Here is a 12185-nt window from a genome sequence, read left to right as displayed (position 1 = left end):
TGTAACGAGAGCCGGGGAGCGGCACGCCTACCTAAACACCTAAATTGTCCGCCCCCTCCTGCTCCGTTTATTATTTTTGTTCCTTTAAATTAAATACCTCCACGGCAATATCGCCGCCGCCTGCGCCGCCTGCTATGTAAATTTTATGTTCGTGCACGGTACCACCTACGCCATTGCGTGCCTCGTTCAGGTCGGCAGTTTTTATCCATTCGCCGCCTTTGGCCGGGTCGTAATAATAGGTGTCCTTTTGCGGGCCGTTCGGCTGGCTATCGATGGCACGCTCGCCACCCATATAATATATTTTGCCATCCAAATTAACCGCCGTGCCGCCACCGGTACCCATGGGCAATTTAGCTTCAAGGGTGCTCCATTTACGCTTTTTAAAATCGTAACAATCCACGTTCAGCTCCACTTTACTAAAAAAGGCCCTAAAATTATCCTTTTCGTGGTAGCTGGTATTGCGGCCACCTATTGCATAAAGCTTATCGCCCACTACCACAGCCGCTGCATGGTCTCGAATGTGCGGCGCATCGGGCAAAGATTTCCATTTTTTGGTGGCCGGGTCGTACTCATCAAACATACCATTGGTGCCGCTGTTATGTCCGTGTGTAATTCCTGCAACCAAATAAAGCTTGCCTTTATATTCCGCGGCGCCCGCACCGGCGCGCCTTCTGTCGGCAGGTATATCGCCGCCTATTTCCCACATATCGTATTGCGTATCGTACACATACACATTAGTAATAGATGCCTGATCGGGATAGGTACCGCTTGTAAACGCGCCGAGCACGTATATTTTATTATTGTAGCCAACCGCCTGCAGATGATGCATGGTCACCGGTGCCATCGCTTTTTTCACCCAGGTTAGCGTAACCAGGTCCAGGTCTTCCACAGTCATGGCCGGGCCTTCGCCGCCAATTAAAAAGATCCCTTCTTCGGTACTAACAAAACTGCATTCGCTTCGGCCACTTAGTTTGTTCTTTGTTTTAAGTACTTCCCAGGTGCCGTCGCCCTTTCCCAAACCGGTGAAGGCAGCAGCCGAAATAAAGGCGATAAGGCAACAAAAAATGGTAACTCTTTTCATGATGATGTAAATTACTGTTGATGGATGGACAATTAATCAATGCCCCCTAATTTACAACAGAAAATCCGCCCCGGCTTACCCTTGTTCTGATTTTCTAAAACCGCCCCTGTTCCACCCTTATTATATCGTTCATTGATATAAAATTATGGCAGCCCGGGCTTAGTGACATGCATGTATCGGTAAATGTGGATTTTGTATCGACGGATGCGATAGCCAGCATCTAAGGAGGGATTAGCGCTAAAAGGTGCTATCAGGCAAATAAGAGTAAACTTTACCCGTGGATGGTTTCGCCCTTGCCGTAGTTTTGGATCACCTGCGCTTCAAACGTTAAGAATTCTGCCCAGCGCTTGTCTACATCAATTTCTACCGCGTGTTTTTTTGCCAGGCGGATAAACATGGCATAGTGGGTAGCCTCGCTTACCATCAGTTCGTAATAAAATTCGGAGAGGGCGGTATCGTTTATGTTTTCTGATAGCACTTTAAAACGCTCACAGCTGCGGGCCTCTATCATGGCCGAGAACAGCAACCTGTCTATCAGTTGCGCTTCGCGACCGCCGCCTACAATGATGAATTTGCGCAGCTCGTTCACATAATTATCCTTACGCTCTTTGCCGAGGGTGAAGCCCCGCTGTAACAGGATATCGTGCACGCGTTTAAAATGGTCCATTTCTTCCTGCGCCAGGGCTATCATTTCCTGTACCACATCGCTAAGGTTTGGGTTTTGAACGATAAGCGTAATGGCATTGGTAGCGGCCTTTTGCTCGCAGTAAGCGTGGTCGGTCAGTAATTCTTCTATATTACTTTCTACAACATTCTTCACCCAAAGCGGGTCGGTAGGCAATTGCAGTTTAAGGATTGTTTTCTCGCTCACAAGGGCAAAGATAGGTGTTGGAGGCGAAAGGTAAAAGGTTAAGGGTGAAAGGCTGGGTTTATGGGATCAATCATCAATAGTAAACGCAGGGTTATTTGATAAAAGTCGTGATTGGTGATGAATGGCAACCACATTTAGAACTTCATCGGAAACTACTTTATAAATAATCCTATAGTTTCTGAAGATTATTTCCCGATAGTTTTCATCGTCGAGTTCAGGTACCTTTTTTCCGATGAGGGGATGTCCTTGTAACTTATCAATAGCAGTTATAATTCTAACTTTTTCGACTTGTGCGTAATGAACGGAATCTTGCTTGATGTAATCAACAATCTCCTTTAGATTTAAGCGAGCGTTTTAGAAATAACAATCTTTACCACAGATCCATTTCTTTTTTCAAATCTTCCCAGTCTATTCCCTCACCATTTTGTATTTCTTTCTCGCCAATTTCTATTTTTTGAAGCAGCAGAATTTTCTCTACCAAATCATCCACCGAAACGTTTCAGGCATATGATCTACCAATTCCTTCACTTTTTCTTTCGTTAGCATACTCAATATCTCCTTTTTATAACTGTACGAAATTTACCTATACAAACCCTTGCTCTCTATAAACTTCAAAACAGGGTCGGGCACAAAATATTGCACGTTCTTTTTTTCGGCGATGGATTTGCGGATAAAGGTTGCCGATAGTTCCATCTGAGGTGTCATCGTGATGGTAACGGAGGAGTGCGAGGCAAATTCGGCGTTTTCGTGGCCCGGACGCGGGTAAACAAAGATGCGGTAATCGCGCAGGATAAGCTTATAATTCTTCCACTTATGCAGCGTGGCCAGGTTATCCGAGCCCATTATCAACGCAAAATCGTGCTCAGGATATTTCTCCTTTAAATGAGTGAGTGTATCAATAGTGTAGGAAGGCTGCGGAAGCTTCAGTTCCACATCGCTTACGGTAATGTTGGTGGCATTATCGGTGGCCAGCTTGGCCATCTCCAGGCGATCGTAAGTATTAATGAGGTCGCCGTATTTTTTAAGCGGGTTTTGCGGCGATACCACCAGCCACACTTTATCCAGCGCGGTATGGTTGGCCATGTAATTGGCAATTATTAAATGCCCTATATGTATGGGATTGAACGAACCGAATAGTAAGCCTATTTTCATTCTTGTTCATGGTTAATAGTTCATGGATCATAGCAAACAGGTTGTCTGCTATAGGTATTTTGTATTTCGGCTGCCCTCTAATGTGCTGGTATAGGGATGGCTATGAACAATGAACCATCAGCTATGAACCAATAAAATCTGCCACCAGCTTCTCCGCCTCTGCGCAAGCCGTTTCAAGATCGTAATTTTTGAGGATAATATCAAATTGCGGGGCGTAGTTTAGCTCTTTTTCGGCTTTTTCGAAGCGTTCCAGCAGTTTTTCGTTGCTATCAGTGCCGCGGCCGGTTAAACGGGCCTTTAAAACCTCTAAAGATGGCGGCTGCACAAATATGGCGAGTGCCTGTCCGTCGTATTTACGTTTCAGGTGGAGGCCGCCCTCTACGTCGATATCAAAAATAACGGTTTTTCCTTTTGCCCAAATGCGCTCAATTTCGGTACGCAGGGTACCGTAGAAGGTGCCGGTGTAAACTTCTTCAAACTCTACAAACTGTTTTTTGGCAATACGGTGGGTAAACTCTGGCAGGCTGATAAAATAATAATCTTTACCATCTTCCTCATCACCGCGGGCCGGGCGTGTAGTAGCCGAAATAGAAAATTCCAGGTTGGGTATTTTACCGAGCAAGTGATGCACAATAGTGGTTTTACCCGCACCCGATGGTGCCGAAAATATGATGAGTTTACCTTCTTTGGTCATTAGTTCATTTGTTCACTTGTTCATTGGGCAATAGTTGATCAGCAAACAGTTCGCCAACAGGCAAACCAATGAACTAATGAACCATTTAACCAATGAACTATAAAACGTTTAGTAATTGTTCTTTAATTTTCTCCAGCTCTTCTTTCATGCCTACTACCAGTTTCTGCATGTTGGCATCGTTGGCTTTAGAGCCGAGGGTATTAATTTCGCGGCCTATCTCCTGGGATATAAAGCCCAGTTTTTTGCCATTGGCATCAGCATTCTTCAGCGTCTCTATAAAATAATCGCAATGCGCTTTCAGCCTTATTTTTTCTTCGGTGATATCCAGTTTATCTATAAAGTAGATCAGTTCCTGCTCAAAGCGGTTCTTATCAATACTATCTGCACCAACGGCTTCGCTTAAAAACTGGTTTAAACGCTCGCGGATAACCGGTACGCGTTTTGGCTCTTCAATCTCCACCAGCTCAAGATTTTTAAGTATGATGCCAATGCGCATCTTAATGTCCTGCTCCAGCACGTTGCCCTCATCGCTGCGAAATTTTTGGAAGGCGGCCATGGCCTGGTTAAAGGTTTTTTCTACCAGTTTCCATTCGTCCTCTGATATCGATTCTTCTTCAAACTTAACCACCTCGGGTAAACCCAAAGCCAGCTGTAACAGGTTGCCGCCCTGCTCGTTCAATTCATCGCTAACGGCTTTTAACTGGTTGTAGTAATGCTTTAGCAAAACTTTATCAATACCGGCGGCTTTTACTTCCGCGGCGTTTGCCTGCTCGGCGTTGATGGATAAATTAACCTTACCGCGCTCTATTTGCTTGCTGCAATCGTTGCGTAGCTGAAACTCCTTCTCCGAGAAAATTTTTGGTAAGCGTAAAGAAAGTTCTAAAAATTTGCTGTTCAGGGATTTAATTTCGACGGTATATTTTGTTCTGCCCGAGTCGAAGCTGGCAATTCCATACCCTGTCATGGATTTTATCATGTGCAAAGATAGGCTTTTAGTCGGAAAGTCCGAAAAGTTGGGGAAGACGGAAGTCCGAAAGTCCGGGAAGTCGGGAAGACAAAAAAAGATGTTGGTTAAAGGTATATACCAATGTGAGCTTCTTTCGGACTTATCGGACTTCCGTCTTCCCAACTTCATCACGTTTAACACTTTTTCACATTTCAAATCGTTTTTTAGCTATAAGTTTGTACTATAAATATTTATGCCTTTGAAGCACCTGCTACCCTTCGTTTTATTTTTGATGCTCTGTTGCCCTTTTTATGCCAGTGCGCAGGAAGCAAAGGGAACCACCTATCGTAAAATATCAAACGACCGCCTATCGGCCGTTAAGGTAACCAACCTAAAAAACAGGATAGCGGCAACAAGCGACGAGCTGGGAAATTATACCATTAGAGCAAACATTGGCGATACGCTTGAATTTACAAAGCTGGATTATACGGTACAAAAACAAGAATACGAGGGATTTAGCATGGTGGTATACATGCAGCCCGAATTTAAACTGGGCGAAGTACGCATTACCGGCCAAACCAAAAAGCAGGAACTGAAAGAAATAATGGGTGCCTACCGCAGCAAGGGTACATTTTATAATGGCAAACCGCCCGCGCTGTCATTCCTTACATCGCCGATAACCGGCTTTTATGAACTGTTTGGCAAAAACCCGGGGCGGGCGCGCCGCTTTGCCACCTTTGCCAAGCACGAAGTGGAGGCCAGCGAGGTAGACCGCCGCTATAATAAACCCCTGGTAATGCGCATAACGGGCTTAAAAGACACCGCACAGGTACAAAAATTTATGGATTACTGGCGCCCATCCTTCGAGGACCTTAAAATATGGGCCGATTACGATCTCATCAAACACATCAAAACCAATTTCGAATATTTCCGGAAAGAAGGGGATAAGGGCGGGTTGCCGAAACTTTATTAGGAGCCCCCCAGCCCCCTGAAGGGGGAGCAGAATTTTAAAAGTCTCTAAAAATTATAAAGCCCATCTGTATTAACAGGTGGGCTTTATAATTTTCAAAAGTTCCCCTTTCAGAGGGCCTGCCTGCCGGTAGGCAGGGTTAGGGGGTTCGCCGCTATATGCCCAGCGCAGTACAAGCCTTTTCTGCCGCTAATTTCTCGGCGTTCTTCTTGCTGAATTCTTTCCCTGATCCCATTATTTCGCCATCGATACTGGCTTGTATGGTAAACAACTTAGGGCTTTCGCCATCCAGGTTGGTTATTACATCAAAACTGATATCCTTGCCATGGCGCTGGCACCATTCTATCAGCTTGCTTTTAAAATTGGTTTCGGTTTGCTCCAGTTTGTGGATATCGATATGCGATTTGATGATGTGGTTCACCAAAAAACTGCGGGTAAAATCGTATCCTTTATCCAGGTAAACAGCACCAATCAGCGCTTCGAAGGCATCGCCCAAAAGCGAACCCTGCCTGCCGGAGTTTAATATTTTGGTATCAAACTCTATCAGTTTATCAAAGCCAAGCTTTTTGCCCAGCGCATTAAGGTTGTTACGGCTTACAATTTTTGAACGGAGCTCGGTTAAAAAGCCCTCGTCTTCGTACGGGTAAAGCTTAAAAAGCACTTCGGCTACAACACTGCCCAGCACAGCATCGCCCAAAAACTCCAGGCGTTCGTTACTGTTCTTTACCCCTTTTTTTATACTTTGAGCTACCGATTTATGGCGAAAAGCCAACCGGTATAAAGATAAATTGCCCGGCACAAAGCCGAGCAAATTCTTTAAAACCTTAACGTATTTTCTATTAGGGGAAATATATAGCTTGTAAAAGCGGCTAAGTGGCATCCAACGAGTTTATTGCTGGTATTTTTTAAAGATCACCGATGCATTATGGCCACCAAAACCAAAGCCATTGCTTTGCACTACATTCACCTCGCGTTTTTGCGCGGTATTAAATGTAAAGTTGATCCGTGGATCAAAAGCAGGGTCATCGGTAAAGTGGTTGATAGTTGGTGGGATGATACCATTCTTCAGCGCCAAAATAGAGGCAATTGCTTCAACAGCGCCGGCAGCACCAAGTAAATGGCCCGTCATTGATTTTGTTGAACTGATGTTGATATCGTATACCCTATCGCCAAAGGCATCCTGTATAGCTTTTACTTCCTGCGGGTCGCCAATTGGGGTTGATGTTCCGTGTACGTTCACGTAATCAACATCCTGCGGGGTTAAACCTGCATCTTCTAAAGCAGCCTTCATCACCAATGATGCACCTAATCCATCCGGATGCGGGGCGGTCATGTGGTAAGCATCGGCACTCATACCGCCGCCAACCATTTCAGCATAAATTTTTGCACCGCGTTTTAAAGCGTGCTCCAATTCTTCTAAAATAATGGTACCCGCACCTTCGCCGGCAACAAAACCATCGCGGTCCAGATCGAACGGGCGCGAAGCGGTTGCAGGGTCATCATTACGTGTACTTAAAGCGTGCATGGCGTTAAAACCACCAATACCGGCTTCGTTTATAATAGCTTCGGACCCGCCGGTGATAAACATATTTGCTTTACCCAGGCGCAGGTAATTGAAAGCATCAATAAGCGAATTATTTGATGAAGCACAAGCAGAAACTGTTGTAAAGTTTGGCCCGCGTAAACCATATTTAATAGATATATGGCCGGGTGCTATGTCTGCTATCATTTTAGGGATAAAGAACGGATTGAACTTTGGTGTACCATCGCCTTTGGCAAAGTTTACAACCTCATCTAAAAACGTTTTTAACCCCCCGATGCCCGATCCCCAGATAACACCAATGCGGCTGGTATCCAGTTTTTCGAAATCTAATCCGGCATCTTTAACAGCTTCCTCGGTAGAGAACAAAGCATATTGCACAAACGGATCGAGCTTACGGGCTTCTTTTCGGCCCAAAAACCCTTCCGCGTCAAAATTCTTTACTTCGCAGGCAAATTTAGTTTTGAACTTTGAGACGTCAAAACTTTTGATAAAGGCAGCGCCGCTTACCCCATTGATCAAACTGTTCCAATATTCGGGAACGGTGTTACCAATTGGAGTAAGCGCTCCAAGCCCGGTTACTACAACTCTTTTAAACTCCATTTAACAGTTTTAAGAGGAGCTTATTTAACGTTTTTCTCAAGGTAAGCAACAGCCTGGCCTACAGTACCGATAGTTTCGGCCTGATCATCAGGAATTGCAACGTTAAATTCTTTTTCAAACTCCATGATTAATTCCACGGTGTCTAAAGAGTCCGCACCAAGATCGTTGGTGAAGCTTGCTTCTGGTGTAACTTCACTTTCGTCAACACCCAGTTTTTCCACGATAATAGCTTTTACTCTTGAAGCGATATCAGACATAGTCTTAATAGTTTAATGATTAATAAATTTTCAGTGCAAAGAAAAATAAATTATGTTAAATATCAAATCTAAAAACTTCGCATAATTTATCAGAACAAAATTTTAATGCAAAGGTTTGGATTAGTAATTTTAACGCCGTAAAAGTAATGATTTTGAACAGGAAAAATTTAAAGTTTGAGATCGATTTTGATTTTATATTAATTGCGCTCACAACATCCCTTAAAGATTACCGCATTTGTTACCTTATTAACAAAAGTTTAAACTTTAATTTTGTGCGCCAGGACGACCTAAAACTGGATATTGGAACCGCCGGAAGCGAAGTTTTGTTCTCGATTTACCATTATAGCTGGGAAACTACCGAAACTGATTTTATTTTTATTGGTAATAAGGGATCAGACGGTTACCTTGTGCCCGAAATGCGCGAGGCCGACTATTTTATTTTAATAAAAAATTATATAGACGAAAACGACCTTGAAAGCATAATTTCGGCCCTTAATAAGATCCCCGAAGTGGTTGCCGCGGTAAAGATTGAACCGAAAAAAATAAAATCACGGGAAAATCTTTTATTTTAGCGGAAATTTAGATGTGTCAATACTACACTATTATAGTATTATAGAATAGCCCGATTTAAACCTGAGAATATGAATTTTTATTATAACCGTACCAAAATTGTTGCTACCATGGGGCCGGCATCAGCCAAAAAGGAAGTTTTACTGGCCATGATACGCGCCGGCTTAAACGTTTGCCGCCTTAATTTTTCGCATGGTAAACCCGAAGACCACAAGAAATTTGTTGACCTTATCCGCGAAATAAACGCAGAATATAAAACCAACGTAGGCATCCTGGCCGATTTGCAGGGCCCAAAGATCCGCATCGGCCTGGTAAAAGATGGCGGTATACACCTTATTAACGGTACACGCATTAACATCACCACAAAAGAATGCATTGGCGATGACAACCAGATCTACATCACTTACGAAACTTTTCCGCAGGATGTACAGGCAAACGAGATCATCCTTTTGGATGATGGTAAATTACAGCTAAAAGTTATCGAGACCAACCGTGTAGACGCTGTTGTTTGCGAAGTGGTACACGGCGGTATCTTAACATCGCGTAAAGGTGTTAACCTGCCAAATACCAAAGTATCTATCCCAAGCTTAACCGCGGATGACCTTGTTAACCTGCAGTACGCCTTAGAATGGGACCTGGATTGGATAGGCCTTTCTTTCGTTCGTACCGGTGAGGATATTGTAGATCTTAAGCGTATCATTCGCGAAAGCGGCAAAAGCGCCCGTGTAATTGCCAAGGTAGAAAAACCTGAAGCGATAGATAATATAGACGCTATTATTGCTGCTACCGATGGCGTAATGATTGCCCGCGGCGACCTTGGTGTTGAAATGCCTTTGGAAGAAGTACCTTTATTACAAAAAATGATAGCCCGCAAATGCCGCGATGCCTCTAAACCGGTAATTGTTGCTACGCAGATGCTGGAAAGTATGATAACCACCCCGCGCCCTACCCGCGCAGAAGTGAACGACGTAGCCAACTCGGTACTTGATGGCGCTGATGCAGTGATGCTAAGCGGCGAAACCTCAGTTGGCGAGTTCCCGGTTATTGTTATTGAAACAATGGCCAAGATAGTACGTAACGTGGAAGACCTGGGTTATCCATTCAACGCATCTAAACAAGAAAACCTGGATACCGCTCATCCAAATTTCCTGAGCGATAACCTTTGCGGCAGCGCGGTTTACCTTGCCGAGCACACTAAAGCGGCGGGCATTGTATCTATGACCACCTCGGGCTACACAGCCTTCGAAATTTCGAGTTATAGGCCAAAGGCAGGCACATACATCTTTACATCAAACAAACAGCTCCTGAACGCGCTGAGCCTTGTTTGGGGCGTACGTGCTTTTTACTACGATCAGTTGGAAAGTACCGACCAAACTATCACCGATGTAAATGATATACTGAAATCGCAAAGCCTGATAAAAACCGGCGATGTGGTTATCAACACCGCGGCAGTGCCTATCACCAAGCATGGCAAAACCAATATGCTTAGGGTGAGTGTGGTAGAATAAGTTTAAAGTCTTTAGTCGGAAAGTCCGGAAGACGGAAAGTCCGATAGACAGAAGGTAAATAAAGAAAAGGGTTATCGTAAATACGGTAACCCTTTTTATTTATGAGCACTATGTTTTATTTTATCTCGAACACGGCAGATACCTGGAAACGCAGTTTGATAGTTTTAAAGTTGATATTTGAATCGGACGCGCCCGAATTGTTAAAACTAATTGAATTAGAATACTGAGCTACATTATCGTACCGGGAGGCAGGCTCATCCACCTCTGAAATATTAAGCACACCGCCCAGTTTCTCTCCTACACTGTTTAATAGGTACTCAGCCTTATCACGGGCGGCTAAAAGGGCTTTTATTTTTAATTCTTTCTTTACTGCTGTTATTTTTGAATAATCGTAATCAGTTATCTGTGTCGATTCTACACCTTTTGCATCAAGCTTACCCAATATTTGATTGTATTTGGTGAGTTCTTTAAACTTAACGATATATTGTTTGCTGGCCAGGAAGTTTAAATGCTTCTTCCGTTCTTCCCAGTTTGATGCCGAGAGGTCATCGATGCTGAGGTCTTCTTTACTTACACCGGCATCAGCAAGGGCCTTTTGCAATTGTGTTTCCAGCTGCGATATCGTTACCTTTTTCTTGTCTTTAGTAAAGTATTCCTTTAGCGATATGGTTACTTTAATAATATCGGGTATTACTTCCTGCTCGGCTATGCCGCTTACTTCAATTTTACGGCGCAGGTCTGTGGTTTGCGCGAATACGTTGAGGGCGAATGTTACCAGCGCTGCTACTATCAGTATTTTTTTCATGGTATTGGATTGATAAGGTTTATAGGCAGCAATATAATTGATTTTGTTTGGAGTTTAAAGCAGGGTTATTGCGTTGCCCAGGGGACGATGGTATGGCGGCTCTACGGCATAGCCGTCAACTTAAGAGGGTAAAGAAGACGCGTAGCGTTGACCGATATTGTAGCAACGGATTTCAATCCGTTGTCGCAAGATAATATCAACGTAAAGAACCGTAGGTTCGGCCAATATAAATGGTAAATATTGATCGTACCTACGGCACTCATCAAAAACCCCGGGGTTGCACCGGCGGGTTAAAACCCGCCGCTACAACATTTATCGAGCCGATGGCTCTTAAAATCAAAAGTTTGCCAATCCTTAAGTTGACGGCCATGTCTGCCTACGACGCTTGCCACGCTTCGCTCGCAACCACGTAATGGAATAAAACTAAAAAAGCGGCCGATGCCGCTTTTTTAGTTTATGATTTTTTTCCTGATCTCTAATCTTCAGTCTCTACTTTGTCTTCTCTACGTAGCTCTTCGGATCCAACGCGGCAGGAGCCCAGTTTTGGAAAAACTCCAGTACTTTTTCTTTACTGTAGCCTTTGCCTTCTTCCAGGTAGGCAGAGTTTTGGGTATGCAGGCGGTTGCCTTTGCTATCCAGTATAATAAACACCGGGAAACCAAAACGCTGCGGGTAGCCCAGTTCGGCCAGCAGCTTTTCATTTGTATTCTCTTTGCTGTAATTTACGTGTACTACTTCGTAATTGCTGTTCAGGTAGGTATTTAGCGAATCTGTAGTGGTAACCAGTCCGTTAAAACGCAGGCACCACGAGCACCAGTTACCGCCAATTTGCAGTAAAACATTCTTATGCCCGGTTGCGGCTTTCTTTACCGCGGCAGCAATTTCCGCTTTGGCATTAGCTTCGGGGTGATACAGGGTTGGTGTGGTTTGTGCCCCTGCAACATTAACAAAGGCAATTATGGCAGCAAAGAGAAGCAATTTTTTCATGGGGTATATTTTATTAAAACCCAATATAGGGATTTGCCCGTACCGATTGGTTGACGTAGCGTAAACTTTACATTTGCGGGCATTTCTCACCACACGTCATTGCGAGGTACGAAGCAATCTCTACGTTGGACAAGCAGATTGCAAAGCGGCTCTGATTACCGGGAGATTGCTTCGTGCCTCGCAATGACGAGATGGATAAAA

Annotated in this window: 13 protein-coding genes and 1 pseudogene; 3 read left to right on the top strand and 11 right to left on the bottom strand. The window is 44.1% G+C overall.

Annotation, left to right across the window (positions count from 1 at the left end; all coding sequences use genetic code 11):
• Positions 1-70: 70 nt before the first annotated feature.
• The 6 genes and pseudogenes from IDJ77_RS18120 to IDJ77_RS18095 all read right to left on the bottom strand — a co-directional run bounded on the left by IDJ77_RS18120 (position 71) and on the right by IDJ77_RS18095 (position 4774).
• Entirely contained in the window at positions 71-1081 is a 1011-nt protein-coding gene (locus IDJ77_RS18120; protein WP_191190390.1) for a Kelch repeat-containing protein, read from the bottom strand.
• Positions 1082-1352: 271 nt separating this feature from the next.
• On the bottom strand, positions 1353-1952 hold the full coding sequence (gene miaE, locus IDJ77_RS18115; RefSeq protein ID WP_317174354.1) for a tRNA-(ms[2]io[6]A)-hydroxylase: 600 nt from the start codon (positions 1950-1952) through the stop codon (positions 1353-1355).
• A gap of 66 nt (positions 1953-2018) precedes the next feature.
• Positions 2019-2288, bottom strand: a pseudogene (locus IDJ77_RS28045) (type II toxin-antitoxin system RelE/ParE family toxin); the annotation flags it as partial.
• A gap of 243 nt (positions 2289-2531) precedes the next feature.
• Positions 2532-3104, bottom strand: a complete 573-nt coding sequence (gene nadD / locus IDJ77_RS18105) for a nicotinate (nicotinamide) nucleotide adenylyltransferase (protein ID WP_191190389.1) — start codon at positions 3102-3104, stop codon at positions 2532-2534.
• Positions 3105-3225: 121 nt separating this feature from the next.
• The gene (gene gmk / locus IDJ77_RS18100; RefSeq protein WP_191190388.1) at positions 3226-3798 is read right to left on the bottom strand and encodes a guanylate kinase; all 573 of its coding nucleotides are present in this window, start codon (positions 3796-3798) and stop codon (positions 3226-3228) included.
• A 97-nt stretch (positions 3799-3895) separates the two neighbouring features.
• Complete coding sequence (locus IDJ77_RS18095) at positions 3896-4774, bottom strand: YicC/YloC family endoribonuclease (RefSeq protein WP_224751152.1); 879 nt, start codon at positions 4772-4774, stop codon at positions 3896-3898.
• Between the two features lie 229 nt (positions 4775-5003).
• Here IDJ77_RS18095 and IDJ77_RS18090 point away from each other — a divergent pair, with 229 nt between their 5' ends.
• Positions 5004-5717 (top strand): hypothetical protein, encoded by a 714-nt coding sequence (locus tag IDJ77_RS18090; protein ID WP_191190387.1) that lies wholly within the window; start codon positions 5004-5006, stop codon positions 5715-5717.
• Between the two features lie 151 nt (positions 5718-5868).
• Here the strand turns inward: IDJ77_RS18090 and rnc are convergent, their stop codons facing one another.
• Genes rnc through IDJ77_RS18075 form a run of 3 tightly spaced genes read right to left on the bottom strand, consistent with a single transcriptional unit; the run spans position 5869 to position 8114 of the window.
• Positions 5869-6594: a ribonuclease III gene (gene rnc, locus IDJ77_RS18085; RefSeq protein WP_191190386.1), complete on the bottom strand. Its 726-nt coding sequence runs from the start codon at positions 6592-6594 to the stop codon at positions 5869-5871.
• Positions 6595-6603: 9 nt separating this feature from the next.
• On the bottom strand, positions 6604-7857 hold the full coding sequence (fabF, locus tag IDJ77_RS18080) for a beta-ketoacyl-ACP synthase II (protein WP_191190385.1): 1254 nt from the start codon (positions 7855-7857) through the stop codon (positions 6604-6606).
• A gap of 20 nt (positions 7858-7877) precedes the next feature.
• The gene (locus IDJ77_RS18075) at positions 7878-8114 is read right to left on the bottom strand and encodes an acyl carrier protein (RefSeq protein WP_031266521.1); all 237 of its coding nucleotides are present in this window, start codon (positions 8112-8114) and stop codon (positions 7878-7880) included.
• 152 nt (positions 8115-8266) lie between these two features.
• Between IDJ77_RS18075 and IDJ77_RS18070 the strand changes: the two genes are divergently transcribed.
• Positions 8267-8686 (top strand): IPExxxVDY family protein, encoded by a 420-nt coding sequence (locus IDJ77_RS18070; RefSeq protein WP_191190384.1) that lies wholly within the window; start codon positions 8267-8269, stop codon positions 8684-8686.
• 69 nt (positions 8687-8755) lie between these two features.
• Positions 8756-10192 (top strand): pyruvate kinase, encoded by a 1437-nt coding sequence (pyk, locus tag IDJ77_RS18065; protein WP_191190383.1) that lies wholly within the window; start codon positions 8756-8758, stop codon positions 10190-10192.
• A 115-nt stretch (positions 10193-10307) separates the two neighbouring features.
• Here pyk and IDJ77_RS18060 read toward each other — a convergent pair whose 3' ends face one another.
• Both IDJ77_RS18060 and IDJ77_RS18055 read right to left on the bottom strand, forming a co-directional pair.
• Positions 10308-10997 (bottom strand): SIMPL domain-containing protein, encoded by a 690-nt coding sequence (locus IDJ77_RS18060; protein ID WP_191190382.1) that lies wholly within the window; start codon positions 10995-10997, stop codon positions 10308-10310.
• Between the two features lie 489 nt (positions 10998-11486).
• Positions 11487-11984 carry a thioredoxin family protein gene (locus IDJ77_RS18055; RefSeq protein WP_191190381.1) on the bottom strand — a complete coding sequence of 166 codons (498 nt, stop codon included), beginning with the start codon at positions 11982-11984 and terminating at the stop codon, positions 11487-11489.
• Positions 11985-12185: the final 201 nt, after the last annotated feature.

It is taken from the genome of Mucilaginibacter pankratovii (genome assembly GCF_014773265.1).
Classification (GTDB): Bacteria; Bacteroidota; Bacteroidia; order Sphingobacteriales; family Sphingobacteriaceae; genus Mucilaginibacter; species Mucilaginibacter pankratovii.
This window is presented reverse-complemented; position numbering and strand designations above follow the sequence as displayed.